General features: G+C 62.7%; 18 protein-coding genes. 4 read left to right on the top strand and 14 right to left on the bottom strand.

Annotation, left to right across the window (positions count from 1 at the left end; genetic code table 11):
• The first annotated feature begins 28 nt into the window (after nucleotides 1-28).
• The 3 genes from AB3N21_RS12855 to AB3N21_RS12845 all read left to right on the top strand — a co-directional run bounded on the left by AB3N21_RS12855 (nucleotide 29) and on the right by AB3N21_RS12845 (nucleotide 2,984).
• Nucleotides 29-667: an acyl-homoserine-lactone synthase gene (locus AB3N21_RS12855; RefSeq protein ID WP_367935595.1), complete on the top strand. Its 639-nt coding sequence runs from the start codon at nucleotides 29-31 to the stop codon at nucleotides 665-667.
• Between the two features lie 62 nt (nucleotides 668-729).
• Complete coding sequence (locus tag AB3N21_RS12850) at nucleotides 730-2,259, top strand: ATP-dependent RecD-like DNA helicase (protein ID WP_367935594.1); 1,530 nt, start codon at nucleotides 730-732, stop codon at nucleotides 2,257-2,259.
• Entirely contained in the window at nucleotides 2,256-2,984 is a 729-nt protein-coding gene (locus AB3N21_RS12845; RefSeq protein ID WP_367935593.1) for an SDR family oxidoreductase, read from the top strand. The genes AB3N21_RS12850 and AB3N21_RS12845 overlap by 4 nt, the downstream gene beginning before the upstream one ends.
• Nucleotides 2,985-2,998: 14 nt before the next feature.
• Here AB3N21_RS12845 and AB3N21_RS12840 read toward each other — a convergent pair whose 3' ends face one another.
• From AB3N21_RS12840 to AB3N21_RS12780, 13 genes are all read right to left on the bottom strand, one after another.
• Nucleotides 2,999-3,763, bottom strand: coding sequence for a TIGR02186 family protein (locus AB3N21_RS12840; RefSeq protein ID WP_367935592.1), 765 nt, complete (start codon nucleotides 3,761-3,763; stop codon nucleotides 2,999-3,001).
• A gap of 1 nt (nucleotide 3,764) precedes the next feature.
• A complete protein-coding gene (locus AB3N21_RS12835; RefSeq protein ID WP_367935591.1) occupies nucleotides 3,765-4,688 on the bottom strand; it encodes a sulfite exporter TauE/SafE family protein in 924 nt (307 codons plus the stop codon).
• Between the two features lie 90 nt (nucleotides 4,689-4,778).
• Entirely contained in the window at nucleotides 4,779-5,744 is a 966-nt protein-coding gene (locus AB3N21_RS12830; protein WP_171175856.1) for an ABC transporter permease, read from the bottom strand.
• Nucleotides 5,744-6,838 (bottom strand): ABC transporter permease, encoded by a 1,095-nt coding sequence (locus AB3N21_RS12825; protein ID WP_367935590.1) that lies wholly within the window; start codon nucleotides 6,836-6,838, stop codon nucleotides 5,744-5,746. The genes AB3N21_RS12830 and AB3N21_RS12825 overlap by 1 nt, the downstream gene beginning before the upstream one ends.
• On the bottom strand, nucleotides 6,838-8,367 hold the full coding sequence (locus tag AB3N21_RS12820; protein WP_367935589.1) for an ABC transporter ATP-binding protein: 1,530 nt from the start codon (nucleotides 8,365-8,367) through the stop codon (nucleotides 6,838-6,840). Before AB3N21_RS12820 ends, AB3N21_RS12825 begins: the two co-directional genes overlap by 1 nt.
• Complete coding sequence (locus AB3N21_RS12815; protein WP_367935588.1) at nucleotides 8,364-8,717, bottom strand: nuclear transport factor 2 family protein; 354 nt, start codon at nucleotides 8,715-8,717, stop codon at nucleotides 8,364-8,366. The genes AB3N21_RS12820 and AB3N21_RS12815 overlap by 4 nt, the downstream gene beginning before the upstream one ends.
• A 17-nt stretch (nucleotides 8,718-8,734) precedes the next feature.
• Nucleotides 8,735-9,733 (bottom strand): BMP family protein, encoded by a 999-nt coding sequence (locus tag AB3N21_RS12810; RefSeq protein ID WP_367935587.1) that lies wholly within the window; start codon nucleotides 9,731-9,733, stop codon nucleotides 8,735-8,737.
• 156 nt (nucleotides 9,734-9,889) lie between these two features.
• Nucleotides 9,890-10,303 carry a GNAT family N-acetyltransferase gene (locus AB3N21_RS12805; RefSeq protein ID WP_367935586.1) on the bottom strand — a complete coding sequence of 138 codons (414 nt, stop codon included), beginning with the start codon at nucleotides 10,301-10,303 and terminating at the stop codon, nucleotides 9,890-9,892.
• Complete coding sequence (gene tsaB / locus AB3N21_RS12800; RefSeq protein WP_367935585.1) at nucleotides 10,300-10,890, bottom strand: tRNA (adenosine(37)-N6)-threonylcarbamoyltransferase complex dimerization subunit type 1 TsaB; 591 nt, start codon at nucleotides 10,888-10,890, stop codon at nucleotides 10,300-10,302. The genes AB3N21_RS12805 and tsaB overlap by 4 nt, the downstream gene beginning before the upstream one ends.
• On the bottom strand, nucleotides 10,880-11,443 hold the full coding sequence (locus AB3N21_RS12795; protein ID WP_367935584.1) for a NifU family protein: 564 nt from the start codon (nucleotides 11,441-11,443) through the stop codon (nucleotides 10,880-10,882). Before AB3N21_RS12795 ends, tsaB begins: the two co-directional genes overlap by 11 nt.
• 92 nt (nucleotides 11,444-11,535) lie before the next feature.
• Nucleotides 11,536-11,991, bottom strand: coding sequence for a universal stress protein (locus AB3N21_RS12790; RefSeq protein ID WP_367935583.1), 456 nt, complete (start codon nucleotides 11,989-11,991; stop codon nucleotides 11,536-11,538).
• A gap of 73 nt (nucleotides 11,992-12,064) precedes the next feature.
• The gene (locus AB3N21_RS12785) at nucleotides 12,065-12,928 is read right to left on the bottom strand and encodes a branched-chain amino acid aminotransferase (protein WP_367935582.1); all 864 of its coding nucleotides are present in this window, start codon (nucleotides 12,926-12,928) and stop codon (nucleotides 12,065-12,067) included.
• Nucleotides 12,929-13,002: 74 nt separating this feature from the next.
• Nucleotides 13,003-13,461 carry an Lrp/AsnC family transcriptional regulator gene (locus tag AB3N21_RS12780; RefSeq protein WP_171175875.1) on the bottom strand — a complete coding sequence of 153 codons (459 nt, stop codon included), beginning with the start codon at nucleotides 13,459-13,461 and terminating at the stop codon, nucleotides 13,003-13,005.
• Between the two features lie 130 nt (nucleotides 13,462-13,591).
• Here AB3N21_RS12780 and AB3N21_RS12775 point away from each other — a divergent pair, with 130 nt between their 5' ends.
• On the top strand, nucleotides 13,592-14,641 hold the full coding sequence (locus AB3N21_RS12775; protein ID WP_367935581.1) for a Glu/Leu/Phe/Val dehydrogenase: 1,050 nt from the start codon (nucleotides 13,592-13,594) through the stop codon (nucleotides 14,639-14,641).
• A gap of 72 nt (nucleotides 14,642-14,713) precedes the next feature.
• Here the strand turns inward: AB3N21_RS12775 and trpS are convergent, their stop codons facing one another.
• Nucleotides 14,714-15,733: a tryptophan--tRNA ligase gene (trpS, locus tag AB3N21_RS12770; RefSeq protein ID WP_367935580.1), complete on the bottom strand. Its 1,020-nt coding sequence runs from the start codon at nucleotides 15,731-15,733 to the stop codon at nucleotides 14,714-14,716.
• Nucleotides 15,734-15,797 lie beyond the last annotated feature (64 nt).

The following is a 15,797-nucleotide window of genomic DNA, read 5'->3' as shown; positions in this document are numbered from 1 at the left end:
CCGAAACGGACAATGAGGGGATCAAGTCATGCTCCGGTACATTTATGCAGACGAACTGCACAAATACCCGAAACTGCGGGAGGGAATGTTTTGCGACCGCGCCGAACAGTTCAAAACCCGACTTGGGTGGGATGTGCATATCAACGAACAGGGGGAAGAGCGGGATCAATACGACGATCTCAACCCGCTCTATGTGATCTGGGAGGAACAGGATGGCAGTCACGGCGGCTCGATGCGCATCCTGCCGACCACCGGCCCGGTTATGGTAAACGACGTCTTTGGCCATCTGACCGGTGGGGCTCCGATCTGCAGCCCGCTGATCTGGGAGGTTACTCGGTTCTGCCTGTCACGGGATGCCAGCCCGCGCATCGCCGGGGCGATCATGCTCAGTGGCGGTGAAGTGATGGGGGGGTTTGGCCTGACCCATATCGCTGGCGTGTTCGATGCCCGCATGATCCGGATCTATCGCCTGATCGGGTCGTCGCCCGAGGTTCTGGGCTCGGAAGGCACCGGCCGGGATCAGATCTCAGTCGGGCTGTGGCCATATTCCGAAGCGGATTGTGACCGGGTGGCAGCGCGGGCGGGCATTCCGCGTGAGCTGTCGCGCCTGTGGTTCAACACCGCGTTTGGCAAGTCGGCCCGGCCGCGATTTGCGTTGACCGCGTGAACCATCTGAAAAGGTGACTGCAGCATCTGGCGGCGGCTGGCGCGCCCCTGTAGGGTCGCGCCATGTCCTTGCCAAGCGTGACCTTTTCCGACGACCAGGCGACCGCCTTCGACAGTGTAGCCGAGATGCTGAGTGCTGCCGGGGTGAACCTGGATGACGAGGCTTTGCTGACGCCCCCGGGCGGTGGCAAATCCGGTGTAATGGCGGTGATCGGAAAGGCGGGCTCGGGTAAGACGCTGTTGCTGGCCGAGCTTTACAAGGCGCTGGCCGACGCAGGCGTGCATGTGGTGTCCGGCGATTACGAAAGCCGCAAGGCGCGTGAAAAGCGGTCGCTGGCGATTCTGGCACCGACCAACAAGGCCGCCAGCGTTTTGCGGTTGCGGGGTGTTCCCGCGACGACGATCCACCGCATTCTCTACACCCCCGTCTACGACCCGGAATACGAACGTATCGCCGAGTGGCTGGCTGGAAACGGCGAGCGCCCCGAGATCGAAGGGCTGACGGACGAGGCGCTGGACCGCGCTGCGGGTTTCTACGAACGGAACAAGTCGATCCCCGGTGCGCTGGCTGCCGCGGGCCTGCGCGGATCGGATTTTATCACCGGCTGGAAACGCCGGGACGAGCCGCTGGACATCGGCTTTGTCGATGAGGCCTCGATGCTGGACGACCGGCAGTTCGAAGACCTCAAGGAGATCTTTCCGACACTGCTGCTGTTCGGTGATCCCGCACAACTGGCTCCGGTGAACCAGTCGGGCTCGATGGTCTTCGACGGGCTGCCAGAGCCGCGCAAGCTGAGCCTCAGCCGCGTTCACCGGCAGGATGCCGACAACCCGATCCTCGATCTGGCCCATGCGCTTGCCGATCCCCAGCTTGGATTCGAGGATTTCGAGCGCATGGTGGAACAGACCGCCCGCCGCGACGACCGGGTGATCTGGGGCCAGCGGGTAGAGGTCGATCTGATGGCCCGCAGCCCGGTTTTGGTCTGGCGCAACGCCACGCGGATACGCCTGATCAACGCGTTTCGCCATGTTCACGGCGCGCCCGAAACCGAGTTGCTGGAGGGCGAGCCGCTGATCTGCGACGGCATCGAACTGCCGCTGAAGCACCGCAAGAAACGGCTGGATCTTGAGGCACGCGGGCTGATCAAGGGGGCGCAGGTGATCTATCTCGGCCCCGGCCGCAAGCCGGGGTTTTCGCGGCTTCACGTGATGGGGGCCGAAGATCCGCAGGTCAGCGCCGCCTCGATCGTCAAGATCGAAAAACCGGATGAGGAAGAGCCCTTTATTCCCTATGCCGCCCGCATGGGCGCCACCTTTCTGCATGGCGCGGCGGTGACCATTCACAAGGCTCAAGGTTCCCAGTGGGACACGGTGCAGGTCTTTGCCCCCGACATCTACACAGCCGCGCGGATGGGTCGGACCGAGGCCGGGCAACCCCTTTGGAAACGGCTGGCATACGTCGCCATCACCCGCGCGCAGGAGCGTCTGATCTGGGTGGTCCGCAACCGTCTGTCGAAACCCACCCATGCGCTGCGGGTCGATGACCTGCGGCAGGCGCCGGCGGCCCTGACACTGGAGGCGGAGGAGACATGAAAACGATCATCGTGACAGGCGCCAGCTCCGGCATCGGGCGCGCCACTGCCGAGTTGTTTCTGGCAGAGGGTTGGCAGGTTGGCCTGCTGGCCCGACGCGCAGAGATATTGGAGGAGCTGGCGAGGGAGCATGCCAACGCCGTGCCGCTGGTGGCCGATGTCACCGATCCGGATGCGGTCCAGGCGGCGTTTCGCGATTTTGACGGCCGGGCAGGGCGGCTGGATGTACTATTCAACAATGCCGGTATCTTTGCGCCCGGCGGCACTATCGACGAGATAGCGCTGCAGGACTGGTATCAGACGGTCAACGTGAACCTGAACGGCATGTTCCTGTGCGCCCGCGCCGCCTTTGCTTCGATGCGCAGTCAGAATCCGCAAGGTGGACGGATCATCAACAACGGCTCGATTGCAGCCCATGTCCCCCGCCCGAATTCAGTGCATTACACCTCCACGAAACACGCCATCACCGGCCTGACCCGCAGCCTGTCACTGGACGGGCGTGGCTTGGGTATTGCCTGCGGGCAGATCGACATTGGCAACGCCCACACATCCATGGTTCAGGGTCTGGTCGATGCCGCAATCGCCGAGGGGCGGGAGCCTGATCCGACTATGGCGGTCGAGGATGCTGCCCGCTCGGTCCTGCACATGGCGACCCTGCCGCCTGAGGCGAATGTCCAGTTCATGACCGTGATGGCGACTAGGATGCCCTATATCGGGCGCGGCTGACGGGCTGAAACGCCTTAGTTGTTGCGGATCAGACGAAAGGCCGCAGAGGCGCCCCAACCGGCGGCGATAGCAATGGCGAGCGACATCAGGCCATAGAGAATGGGCTGCTGCCGGGACATGGTGTAGAGAATACGCTCAAGCCCCACCTTGCGCACATCGATCGAGGTCGTGAAGTCGGAAACGACCATACCGCCACGGGTCAGGAAGATGCGCGCGCTGTATTCGCCTTCGGTCAGGTCCGCGGGCATTTCAATCGAGGTCCGGAACAAGGTCTGCTCGTCCACGGCAACGGTGTTCTCACGAATGGAATAAAGACGCGCGTTCTCGCGAATGCGCACCACCGCGTTGGCAAAGGATTGGGCGCCGCGAATATGCATTGCCGCGCCCACCGACCGGATTGCCCGTTCTATGGAAACCCGGTGGCGCAAATCCTCGGTGTCGGTGATCGCCTCTTTGAACGGGGCGCTGGTGGCCACGGCGTAGAAACTGGGCGCCGAATCCACCAGCACGCTGTCGGTATTCACCCAGATGCCAAACTTCTTTTCCTTGCGGCGCACCAATACAGGCTCGGACGGGCCGGATACGGCGACGATCACTTCCAGCGGGTCGCCTTCGGGGATCGGAGCCTCGCGCTTGACGGCGCCAAAGATCAGGATCTCGGAGCCGTTGAAATCGGCGGTGATGGCCACGCGGTCCTGGCTGAGACCCAGCACGACCTGTTCTTCCACCGCGAAGGCGGGCAGGGCCAGCAGGCAGAGAGCTGCAATCAGGCGCAACATCTCAGTGCCCTCCTTCGGTGCCGAGCGAGTAGAGCTCGGCCGGTTGCAGCAGCAGATCCAGCGCCAGCTTGCCGCAGACCACCAGAACCATCAGCGCCAGCAGAATGCGCAACTGTTCGGCCTTCATGCGCGCGCCGATTTGGGTGCCGATCTGCGCGCCGACCACGCCGCCAACCAGCAGCAGCACGGCCAGCACCACATCCACGGTAAAGTTCGTGGTCGCGTGCAGCATGGTGGTGAATGCGGTGACGAATATGATCTGAAACAGCGATGTGCCCACCACAACCTTGGTCGGCATGCCCAGGATATAGATCATCGCGGGCACCATGATGAAACCGCCACCGACGCCCATGATGGCCGACAGCACGCCCACGAACAGTCCCACGACCAGCGGAGGCAGCACCGAGATGTACAGGCCGGAGGTTCGGAAGCGCATCTTGAACGGCAGCGCATGCACCCAGTTGCGCTGGCGGCGCTTGGGGGGTGTTGCGCCATTGGCCTTGCGCGCCTTGCGGATCGCGTTCAGGCTCTCGATGAACATCAGCCCGCCAATGATGCCAAGAAACACCACGTAGCAGAGCTTGACCAGCAGATCGACCTGGCCGAGGCTTTTTAGGTAGTTGAAGACCACGACCCCCAAGGCGGCGCCGGTCAAGCCGCCTATGAGCAGAACGCTCCCCATTCGCAGGTCCACGGTTCTTCGTCGGAAATGTGCCAGGACCCCGGAAAAGGACGAGGCGACGATCTGGTTCGCTTCGGTCGCCACAGCCACCGCAGGCGGAATTCCGATGAAAAACAGCAGTGGGGTCATCAGAAACCCGCCGCCGACGCCAAACATGCCGGACAGAATCCCAACCATTCCCCCCAGCCCGAGCAGGAGGAAGGCGTTGACGGAAACTTCAGCGATTGGAAGGTAGATCTGCATGTTCCTCTTAGACCCGCTGAGAGGAACAAAATCAACTGCAATGCCGCTCTGCAGCGAACAGGACCGATCTACCGTTTCCAACTGGCCTTATCAGCGTTCCTTCACATAAGGCTCGCCGCCCGCGCGCGGTGGAATCGCCTTGCCGACAAAGCCTGCCAGAATCACCACGGTCAGCACATATGGCAGCGCGTCCATAACCTGCACCGGGATCGTTACACCGCCCAGGTCGATATTCTGGAATCGCAACGCCACCGCCTGCAGCAGACCGAACAACAGGCATGCGCCCATGGCCTGCCAGGGCCGCCATTTGGCAAAGATCAGCGCCGCCAGCGCGATAAAGCCGCGGCCTGCCGTCATGTCCTTAACGAAACCTGCCTGCAGGGCCGTTGCAAGATAGGCGCCCGCGATTCCGCACAGCACGCCGCAGATCGCCACGGCGGCATAGCGCAGACCCACAACCGAAACGCCTGCCGTGTCCACAGCGGCCGGGTTCTCACCAACGGCGCGTAGGCGCAGGCCGAACCGAGTGCGGTAGAGAACCCACCAGGTCGCGGGCACCGCAAGCAGGGCCACATAGACCAGGATCGAATGACCCGACAACAGCTCGGAATAGATGGGCCCGATAACGGGCACATCACTCAGCGCATCGGCAAATGGCCACTTGATGGGTGGGAAGCGGCCTCCGCCGAACAGCGAGGGGGTGCGCCCGCCCTGCTGGAACCAGTCCTGCGCCACCAGAACGGTCATGCCCGCCGCCAGAAAGTTGATTGCCACGCCCGAGATCAGTTGATTGCCCCGGAAGGTGATCGAGGCCAGCCCGTGCAGCCCGCTCAGCAGCAGAGAGGATGCGATGCCGGCCAGCAGGCCCAGCCAGACCGAGCCGCTGACGGCAGCGATTGCAGCCGAGAAGAACGCGGCCATCAGCATCTTGCCCTCAAGGCCGATGTCGAAAATGCCCGCCCGCTCGGAATAGAGGCCCGCCAGACAGGCCAACAATAGTGGCGTGGCCAGACGGATCGTCGAATCGAATATCTGGATAAGCGTCAGGAAATCCATCAGGTCGACCCTTTCCGCAAGCTGAGGAACAGTTTCTCAAGCGGTGTCCGCACCATGTTGTCCAGCGCGCCGGTGAACAGGATCACCAGTGCCTGGATCACCACGATCAGTTCACGCGGGATCGACGTCCAGAGCGCAAGCTCGGCGCCGCCCTGATAGAGAAAACCAAACAGGATTGCGGCCAGGAACACGCCAAACGGATGGCTGCGCCCCATCAGCGCCACGGCGATACCGATGAAACCGGCGCCCTCGGTCGAGTTCAGCACCAGCCGTTCGGCCTCGCCCATCACGTTGTTGATGGCCATCAGCCCGGCCAGCGCGCCCGAGATCAGCATGGCGACGATGGTAATGCGTACGGGCGAAATGCCCGCATAGACCGCGCCGGTCTCGGTTTTGCCGTAGGACCGGATCTCATATCCCAGACGGGTGCGCCAGATCAGCGCCCAGACCACGAAACAGGCGAGTATCGCCACCAGCAGCGAAATATTGGCCGGGGCCGCTTTTGAGAAATTGATGCCGATCGGGGCCAGCAGTTCGTGCAATGTCGGCAGATGCACGGTTTCCGAGAACCGCGCCGTTGCCGGGTCCATCGACCCTTCGGGCCGCATCACGTTGACCAGCATATAGTTCAGGAAAGCCGCGGCAATAAAGTTGAACATGATCGTGGTGATCACGATATGGCTGCCGCGCTTGGCCTGCAGATAGGCGGGGATCGCCGCCCAGGCCGCGCCAAACATCATGGATGCGGCACAGGCGGCCAGCAGGGCGATGCTCCAATGCGGCCAGTCGACATAAAGGCAGACAATCGCAACGCCCAAACCGCCCAGCATGGCCTGACCTTCGCCGCCGATGTTGAACATGCGCGCATGAAAGGCCACAGCGACAGCCAGGCCGGTGAACATGAAATTGGTGGCGTAATAGAGCGTATAGCCCCAGCCATATGTCGATCCCAATGCGCCGGTGACCATCAGGTTCACCGCCTCGGCAGGGTTTTCACCGATGGCAAGGATGACCAGCGCCGACAAGATCGCGGCCAGCAGCAGGCTGATCAGCGGAATCAGCACCACATCGGCCCATTTGGGCATCTTGTCCATTATGCGGCCTCCCCGGCTACACCGGCCATCAGCAGGCCCAGTTCTTTTTCATCCGTTTCATGGGGCAGACGCTCACCCATGATATGCCCATCAAACATCACCGCGATCCGATCCGACAGCGAGAAGATTTCCTCAAGTTCCACCGAGACCAGCAGCACGGCCTTGCCTTGATCGCGCAGGGCAACGATTTGCTTGTGAATGAATTCGATCGCGCCGATATCCACGCCACGCGTCGGTTGTCCGACCAGCAACAGGTCCGGGTTGCGCTCGATCTCGCGCGCGACGACGATTTTCTGCTGGTTTCCGCCCGAAAAGTTCTTGGCCGACAGCCAGGCATCGGGCGGCCGCACGTCGAACTTTTCGATCTTGCGTTCGGTATCGGCACGCAAGGCGGCATTGTCCATAAAGATGCCACGCTGATACGCCGGATCGCGGTGGTAGCCGAAGGCAACATTTTCCCAGGCGTGGAAATCCATCACCAGACCCTCGCGCTGCCGGTCCTCGGGGACATGGGCAATGTGCTGTGCACGTCGGGCCTGTCCGTCGGACCCCGCTCCGCTGAGCGCTAGTGGCGCACCGTTGAGCCTGATCGTGCCCACGCCGGTTCGCATGCCGCCCAGAACCTCAAGCAGTTCCGACTGGCCATTGCCGGCGACACCGGCGATGCCGACGATTTCGCCTGCGCGGACGGTCAGGTCGATGCCCTTCACCCGTTCGACGCCATTCTCATCCGTGACCCGCAGGTTCTCGATTTCGAGGATGGGTTTGCCGGGCTGTGCGGGAACCTTGTCAACCTGCAGCAACACCTTGCGGCCCACCATCAGTTCGGCCAGATGCTCGGGGTTGGTCTCAGAGGTTTTGACCGTTGCCGTCATCTGACCGCGCCGCATCACCGAGACCGTGTCGGTTGCCTCCATGATCTCGCGCAGTTTGTGGGTGATCAGGATGATCGTCTTACCCTCTTCCCGCAGCCGGTCGAGGATGCGGAACAACTGATCCGCCTCGGCCGGGGTCAGCACGCCGGTGGGCTCATCCAGAATCAGGATCTCGGCCTGGCGGTAGAGCGCCTTGAGGATTTCCACCCGCTGCTGCATGCCCACGCCAAGCTCTTCGATCACCGCGTCGGGATCGACGTTCAGCCCATATTCCTTTTCCAACTCCAGCAGCGTCTTGCGCGCTTTCGAGAGCGAAGGTTTCAGCAGCCCGCCATCCTCGGCGCCCAGAATGATGTTCTCCAGCACGGTGAAGTTCTCGACCAGCTTGAAATGCTGGAACACCATGCCGATGCCCGCCGCAATTGCGGCCTGACTGTCGGGGATCTCGGTCTTGTTGCCGTTGATCCAGATCTCACCCTTGTCGGCTTTGTAGAAGCCATACAGGATGCTCATCAGCGTGGACTTGCCCGCGCCGTTCTCGCCGATGATCCCGTGGATCGTGCCGGGGGCGACGCTGATGGAGATGTCCTTGTTGGCCTGAACCGGCCCGAAGGATTTGGAAATGTCTTTCAGCTCGATGGCGGGGGCTGTCACTCGGGCTCTCCCATGCCTGGAAAACCGATCAGCCGCACCACCTTGCCGTTTTCGAGATCGGCAAAATACTGGCCGCGCATCATAAGCGCGCCATCCTTGAGGAAATCCACCGTGGCGCGGGCATGGCCGCGATGTTCCGAGATGTGGACCACTTTGGCGCTGGCGCCAGGCATCATCTCGCCGAACATGGCGATATAGGCCAGGTAGGCGTCACGGCCCTGCACGGGCTCGGGTGCGTTTGGATCGGAATAGTAGAAGTTGGGCCCGATGGCCGCGTCCGTCTTTTCGGCACGGCCCTCGGGCGACGGATCACCCCAGGCCGCGAACAGAGTATGAATACAATCCGTCATGGCCTGAGGCTTTCTGCTTAGAAGCTCAGCGCGGGGCAGCTGTCGTTTTCGTAGTAGCTGACCACGTTGACTTCACCGTCGATGATCTTCTGGCGGGCGTCGTCCACCGCGGCCTTCATCTCATCCGAGATCAGCGGCGCGTTGTTATCGTCCAGCGCATAGCCCACACCCTCTTCGGCCAGGCCGAGCGTGAACACACCGGTTTCCAGATTCTCGCCTGCCGTCATGGCGTCATAGACGGCTACGTCCACGCGCTTGAGCATCGAGGTCAGGACCTTGCCCGGGTGCAGGTGGTTCTGGTTGCTGTCGACGCCGATGGACAGAACGCCCTCATCCGCGGCGGTCTGCAGCACGCCCACACCGGTACCGCCAGCCGCGGCATAGACCACGTCAGCGCCCTGGCTGATCTGTGCCTTGGTCAGTTCCGATCCCTTCACCGGGTCGTTCCATGCCGCCGGGGTGGTGCCGGTCATGTTGGCGATGATCTTGACGTCGGGGTTCACGGCCTTGGCGCCCTGCGCGTAGCCGCAGCCAAAGTGCCGGATCAGCGGAATGTCCATCCCGCCGACAAAGCCCACGGTGCCCGATTTCGAGGCCAGCGCGGCCAGCATGCCGACCAGATACGAGCCTTCATGCTCGGCAAAGCCGATCTGCCGGATATTCGGCGCGTCCAGCCAGGTCACGTCAACCGCGACGAACTTGGTGTCGGGATAATCGGCGGCAACAGCGCTCAGCGGATCGGCCATGGCAAAGCCCATGGTGATCACGGGGTTGGCGCCGGCCTCAGCAAAGCGGCGCAGGGCCTGCTCGCGCTGGGCTTCGGACTGCAGCTCGATCTCGCGGAAGCTGTTGCCGGTCTCATCGGCCCAACGCTTGGCACCGTTATATGCGGCCTCGTTGAACGATTTGTCGAATTTGCCGCCCAGATCGAAGATCAGCGCAGGCTCGGCCAGGGCGGCGCCTGCGGTCAGAGCAACTGCAGCGGCGGCCCCCATCAGGGATTTCATTAGAGTCATTTTTCACTCCCGTTGGTTTTATCGTTTGGTGCAAGAGACAGGGCCAAACCCCGCTCACGCGAGCATTACTGCTGTGATGCTGGCAATTAAGGCCGCTTGCGGCGCGCAGGGTCAACCGCTTTTTGACCGGATGGTCCGAGATTCAGCGGCTTGCCGTCAGGGCAGGCGGCGTTCCATCAGTATCGCGTCCACGTTCTTCCCGCTTGCGCGCCGGTAATAGCCCGGGCGCCGACCGCAGGGCGCATAGCCGCAGCGCTGGTAGAGGGCAATGGCGGGCGCGTTGTCCGCGGCCACGTCCAGATAGGCGCGGATGGCACCGCGCTGGGCGGCCTCGGTCTGCCACTCGGACATGCAGCGCCGCGCAAGGCCCCGCCGCTGGTGGTCAGGATGGGTGGCGATGGTCAGCAGTTCTGCCTCATCCGCGATGATCTGGACAAGCGCAAAACAATCCGCATTACCAATGGGATAGGTGAATCTGTTTGCCAGAAGATCGGCGAATTCACTGGCTGTCCACGGGCGCGACTGGGTAAAGGCCGCCACATGGGTTGCGGCCATCTCTTCGGGCGTCATCCGTCCAGCAGCACCGGCGGCACGTCGCGCGACGGCGCGGCGTCTGCCGGGCGGACATAGAGCGGGGCGGGGGGCTGAGTCGTGTCCTGCCAGCGGGTCGCGGCCAGACGGGCAATCGCCTCGACCAACACGCCCGGGTCGTTTTGCGTGTAGAGATTCCCGAGCGATTCTGCGTCGGCCAGTGGCAGAAGGGCCGGGCCGCCCTTGGCAGGCTGGACATAAACCTGCTCACGCGGGGCCGGGATGATGGGCAGGTGACCGGCTGGGGCGGTAAAAGCGCGCGCTTCGAATCCAGTGATGCCAACGGCGGGAATGCCGAGACCCAGCGCCAACCCGCGCGCCGCCGAGACCGAGATGCGAATCCCGGTGAAATTGCCCGGGCCCACGCCCACGCCGATGGCCGACAGGTCGCGCCAGGTCGCGCCATGATCCGCCAGAAGCTCTTCGAGCAGGGGCATCAGCCGCTCGGCCTGGCCGCGCGACATTTCCTCGGTGCGGGAGGCGATGATCTCGCCCCCCCGCAACAAAGCGGCCGCGCAATGCGCGGCCGATGTGTCGAATCCGAGAATCAGGGGCTCAGACGGCAACGGGGCGTACCTCGGTCACTTCGGGGATGTAGTGACGCAGCAGGTTCTCGATTCCCATTTTCAGCGTGAGTGTCGAGGACGGGCAGCCCGCGCAGGCGCCCTGCATGTGCAGGTAGACCACGCCGCGGTCGAAACCGTGAAAGGTGATGTCGCCACCATCCTGCGCCACCGCCGGGCGCACGCGGCTGTCCAGCAAATCTTTGATCTGGTTGACAATTTCTGCATCTTCGCCCGAGTGCTCGGCATGACCGGACGCGGTCTGCGCGCCGTCGCCCATCACCGGCTGGCCGGACTGGTAATGCTCCATCACCGCTCCAAGAATCGCGGGCTTGATGTGGTCCCACTCCACGGCGTCGGCCTTGGTGACGGTCACGAAGTCGTTGCCGAAGAACACGCCGGTGACACCGTTCACCACAAAAATGCGCGCAGCCAGCGGCGATTTTGTTGCCGTTTCGGAAGACGGGAAATCGGCGGTACCCACCTCCAGAACCGTCTGGCCGGGCAGGAATTTCAGCGTTGCCGGGTTCGGCGTCGATTCGGTCTGGATGAACATGGCGGGACTCCGTGGTGATTGATTTGGATATGCGCCGTTCAGCGCCCCAAGTCAAGAGTTTGGAATGATTCTAAAAGTAGCAGAAGCCCAGCTCAGGTGATCTCTTCCAGCTTCTCCTTGCTCAGATCGCCCGGCACGATCGTGACCGGAATCGGCAGGCTGCCGGAATTGCGAGAGAGCTGGGTGACGAGCGGCCCCGGGCCCTTCTTGTCGGTTCCGGCCCCCAGAACCAGAACCCCGATTTCCGGGTCGTCCTGAACATAGCTGATGATCTCCGGCACCGGCTCACCCTCGCGGATGATCAGTTCAGGCTCAATCTGCTGCTTGTCGCGCATCCATTTGGCGAAAACCTCGAAATGCGCGTGAATACGCTCGCGCGCCTCTTCGCGCATGACCTCGCCGACGCCGATCCAGTGGTTGAACTCGTCCGGCGGGATGATCGACAGCACGGCCACGCCACCGCCCGTATGCGATGCGCGCATGGCCGCAAAACGCATGGCGTTCAGGCATTCACGGCTGTCATCGAGGACGACAAGAAACTTACGCATAAGCATCCTTTCTGTTTCGCCGGATCATGCCTGACCATGCGGCGACTGACAATGATGACGTTCGTCCGCAGGTTTATCTGTCTGACGCCGCCCAATCCCAATACAACTCACGCGCGCGGCGCGCGATAGGGCCAATCTGGAATTGCGTGTCGTCCAGAGCGGTCACCGGAGTGACCTTGTTCATGTTGCCCGACATGAACACCTCATCCGCGTCGTGGAAATCGGCAAAGCCGAGGACGGATTCGTTGACCGTGACCCCGTCCGCCCGCAGGTTCGCAATGTGGCGCGCGCGGGTGATCCCGGCCAGAAACGTGCCGTTGGCGATGGGGGTAAAGACCTCGCCGTCCTTGACCATGAAGATGTTGGCGGTGGCAGTTTCGGCGACATTGCCCATGGCATCGGCCACCAGCGCGTTGGAGAACCCCTTGGACCGTGCCTCGCGCAGCATCCTTGCGTTGTTGGGATAAAGGCATCCCGCCTTGGCGTTCACCACCGCATCCTCCAGCACCGGGCGGCGGAACCGCGTGGTGGTCAGCGTGACCGAGGCGGTGGGCGCGGCCAGCGGGATTTCTTCAAGGCAGATGGCAAAACCGGTGCTGTCGGCTTTGGGCACGATGGCCGAGGCATCGCCGTCGATGCCCCAATACATCGGACGGATGTAAACCGCCTTGTCCTGCCCATAGGCCTCCAGCCCTTCGCGCACGATATCCACCATCTTTTCGGTCGAGACGGTGGGGGTCAGCATCAGCGCCTCGGCCGAACGGTTGGTACGCGCGCAATGGGCCTCAAGATCCGGCGCCATCCCGTCGAAATAGCGCGCCCCGTCGAACACGCTCGACCCCAGCCAGGCGCCATGATCGCCCGCCCGCATGATCTGCGCGTCGCCCTCATGCCACTGGCCCTCGAAATAGGTGCGGATATTCTTGCCGACTGCCATCACTCTCTCCCTCGCTTGGCGCAGAAAGTAGGTGCCGTTGGGTCAGAGGTCCAGACCTTTCATCATGGGCCTGCTCATTCGGGCATCGGCAGCACCTCGCGTTTGACCATGGCGCGCAGGGCGAAGTTGGACCGCAGATTGCGGATGCCGGGGATCTGCATCAGCCGGTGTTCGAGGAAGGCGTCAAAGGCTGACAGGTCCGAGGCCACCACCCGCAGCAAGATGTCGCGCGACCCGGTCATCAGGTAGCATTCCATCACCTCCTCGCAGGCGCGGATCGCGCGTTCGAACGAATCGATTGCGGCCCGGTCCTGCTTGTCGAGTTCCACCGAGACAAAGATCGACACACCCAGCCCCAGCTTGGCGGGATCGACCTGCGCGGCGTATCCGGTGATCACCCCGTCCCGCTGCAACCGGTCCAGCCGCCTTGCGCAGGGGGTAGGGGACAGGCCCACGGTCTCGGCCAGCTCGGTGACCGTCATGCGCCCGTCGCGTTGCAAGGCGCGCACGATCTTGCGGTCGATCAGGTCCATTGGAGGATTCCTCCGAAATTGATGCGAATGATGGAGAATAACTCTAATCCAATGATGGCAGGCAGGCAATCTTGGTGACATTCTCCCCCCGGTCCGTGCGAAAACCAAAACAGGCAAATTGGAGGGGAAAATGAAGGTCACAGAAGTCGACACGCCCGAGCATGAGGAAGTGGTCCGGTTCGAGGACCCGGCCACCGGCCTGACAGGTTTTATCGCCATCCATTCCACCCGGCTCGGCCCGTCGGCGGGCGGGGTGCGGATGCGCCCTTATGGGCATGAGGTCGAGGCGCTGAACGACGCGCTGCGCCTGTCGCGCGGCATGACCTACAAGAATGCGGCGGCGGACCTGCCTCTGGGTGGCGGCAAGGCGGTGATCATCGGCGATCCTTCTGTAGACAAGACACCCGAGTTGATGCAGGCCTTTGGCCGTGTCGTGCAAAGCCTTGAAGGCCGCTACTGGACCGCTGAGGATATGGGCATGACACCAGCCGACATGGCGCAGATCGGAACCGAGACCCGGTTCGTGGCCGGTCTGGCCGATGGCGCCTTTGCCAGTGGGGATCCTTCCCCGGTGACCGCACGCGGCATCTTCAGTGCCATCCGCACCGCGGCCCGGCATCGGTTCGGGTCCGGGGAACTGACGGGTAAGACCGTTTCGGTCCAGGGGCTGGGGAGCGTGGGCCACCACCTCTGCCGTTTCCTGCATCAAGCCGGGGCAGAGCTGATCATTACTGATATCGACGCGGCGCAGGTGACCCGCGTTGCCCAAGAATTCTCGGCGACCCTGGTCGCGCCCGACGCGATTTACGAAGCGCAAGCGGACATTTTCGCGCCTTGCGCCATAGGCGCCATCCTGAATGAGGCCAGTATCCCGCTGCTCAAGGTCGGTGCGGTTGCGGGCGGTGCCAACAACCAGCTTGCCACCGAAGCCGACGGCCAGCGCCTGCATGAGCGCGGTATTCTCTACGCGCCCGATTTCGTCGCCAATGGCGGTGGGATCGTCAATGTGGCAACTGAGATCCTTCAGATAGCCGACCGTGAGGATTGGGTGGCTGCCCGGCTCGAAGCGCTGGACCGGACCATGGACCGCATTCTGAGCACTGCGGCCCGCCTGTCCGTCTGCCCCAATGACGTCGCCGAGCGGATCGTGCACGACATTCTGCACCAGAAGGCCGCCTGAGCGGCGTCTGGGCGAAGAGAAGAGCCGCCGGAGAGAGCGGCGGCTCTTTTCACTTTCGCACGCGGTACCGGGCTACGCCCCGACCATCCCCACGATCTCATAGGTCCGGCGCAGGATCGGCGCCGTGATCTTGCGGGCGCGTTTGGCACCATCGCTCATGATGCGGTCGATCTCTGCCGGATCGGCCAGCAGCCTATCCATCTCGGTGGTGATCGGTGAGAGTTTCTCGACCGCCAGATCGGCCAGTATCGGCTTGAACGCGCCGAACTGCTTGCCGCCCACTTCGGCCAGTACCTGATCGACATCCAGCCCGGACAGGGCGGAATAGATGCGGACCAGATTACGGGCCTCGGGCCGATCCTCCAGCCCTGCCGCTTCCGACGGCAGCGCCTCGGGGTCGGTCTTGGCCTTGCGGATCTTCTTGGCGATGGCGTCCGTGTCATCGGTCAGGTTGATCCGGCTCATGTCCGAGGCGTCGGAAGAAGACATCTTCTTGGATCCGTCGCGCAGGCTCATCACGCGCGGGGCCGCGCCGCCGATGACCGGCTCGGTGATAGGGAAGAAGTCAACCCCGTAGTCATGGTTGAACTTGGCCGCGATGTCGCGCGTTAGCTCCAGATGCTGTTTCTGATCCTCGCCCACCGGCACATGGGTCGCGTGATAGACCAGAATGTCCGAGGCCATCAGCGACGGATAGGCAAACAGACCCAGCGAGGCATTCTCGGCGTTTTTGCCTGCCTTGTCCTTGAACTGTGTCATCCGCTGCATCCACCCGATGCGGGCCACGCAGTTGAAGATCCAGGCCAGCTGTGCGTGTTCGGGCACCTGGCTCTGATTGAACAGGATCGACTTGGCCGGGTCCAGACCGGACGCGATGAAACCCGCGCAGACCTCGCGGGTCTTCTGGCGCAGCTGTTCGGGGTCTTGCCAGACGGTGATCGCGTGCAGATCGACGATGCAGTAGACGGTCTCGAAATCCTCTTCCTGCATGTCGACGAACCGCTTGAGCGCGCCAAGATAGTTGCCCAGATGCAAATTGCCCGAGGGCTGGATGCCGGAAAACACGCGAGGCGTGAATTGGGTCTGGGTCATCAAAAGGAACTCCCGTCTGGAAAAAACAGCCCCCGTCGCTTACCCATGGTGCCAGGGGACGTCA

It is taken from the genome of Ruegeria sp. (assembly GCF_040830605.1).
Lineage (GTDB): Bacteria > Pseudomonadota > Alphaproteobacteria > Rhodobacterales > Rhodobacteraceae > Ruegeria.
The sequence above is the reverse complement of the archived record's forward strand: the minus strand, read 5'-3'. Positions and strand labels throughout refer to the sequence as shown.

Excerpts from the sequence above, each read along its gene's own strand:
- AB3N21_RS12855 (WP_367935595.1), top strand. The coding sequence starts at position 29 with ATGCTCCGGTACATTTATGCAGACGAACTGCACAAATACCCGAAACTG.
- AB3N21_RS12850 (WP_367935594.1), top strand. The coding sequence starts at position 730 with ATGTCCTTGCCAAGCGTGACCTTTTCCGACGACCAGGCGACCGCCTTC.
- AB3N21_RS12845 (WP_367935593.1), top strand. The coding sequence starts at position 2,256 with ATGAAAACGATCATCGTGACAGGCGCCAGCTCCGGCATCGGGCGCGCC.
- AB3N21_RS12840 (WP_367935592.1), bottom strand. The coding sequence starts at position 3,763 with ATGTTGCGCCTGATTGCAGCTCTCTGCCTGCTGGCCCTGCCCGCCTTC.
- AB3N21_RS12835 (WP_367935591.1), bottom strand. The coding sequence starts at position 4,688 with ATGCAGATCTACCTTCCAATCGCTGAAGTTTCCGTCAACGCCTTCCTC.
- AB3N21_RS12830 (WP_171175856.1), bottom strand. The coding sequence starts at position 5,744 with ATGGATTTCCTGACGCTTATCCAGATATTCGATTCGACGATCCGTCTG.
- AB3N21_RS12825 (WP_367935590.1), bottom strand. The coding sequence starts at position 6,838 with ATGGACAAGATGCCCAAATGGGCCGATGTGGTGCTGATTCCGCTGATC.
- AB3N21_RS12815 (WP_367935588.1), bottom strand. The coding sequence starts at position 8,717 with ATGACGGATTGTATTCATACTCTGTTCGCGGCCTGGGGTGATCCGTCG.
- AB3N21_RS12810 (WP_367935587.1), bottom strand. The coding sequence starts at position 9,733 with ATGACTCTAATGAAATCCCTGATGGGGGCCGCCGCTGCAGTTGCTCTG.
- AB3N21_RS12805 (WP_367935586.1), bottom strand. The coding sequence starts at position 10,303 with ATGACGCCCGAAGAGATGGCCGCAACCCATGTGGCGGCCTTTACCCAG.
- AB3N21_RS12795 (WP_367935584.1), bottom strand. The coding sequence starts at position 11,443 with ATGTTCATCCAGACCGAATCGACGCCGAACCCGGCAACGCTGAAATTC.
- AB3N21_RS12790 (WP_367935583.1), bottom strand. The coding sequence starts at position 11,991 with ATGCGTAAGTTTCTTGTCGTCCTCGATGACAGCCGTGAATGCCTGAAC.
- AB3N21_RS12785 (WP_367935582.1), bottom strand. The coding sequence starts at position 12,928 with ATGGCAGTCGGCAAGAATATCCGCACCTATTTCGAGGGCCAGTGGCAT.
- AB3N21_RS12780 (WP_171175875.1), bottom strand. The coding sequence starts at position 13,461 with ATGGACCTGATCGACCGCAAGATCGTGCGCGCCTTGCAACGCGACGGG.
- AB3N21_RS12775 (WP_367935581.1), top strand. The coding sequence starts at position 13,592 with ATGAAGGTCACAGAAGTCGACACGCCCGAGCATGAGGAAGTGGTCCGG.
- trpS (WP_367935580.1), bottom strand. The coding sequence starts at position 15,733 with ATGACCCAGACCCAATTCACGCCTCGCGTGTTTTCCGGCATCCAGCCC.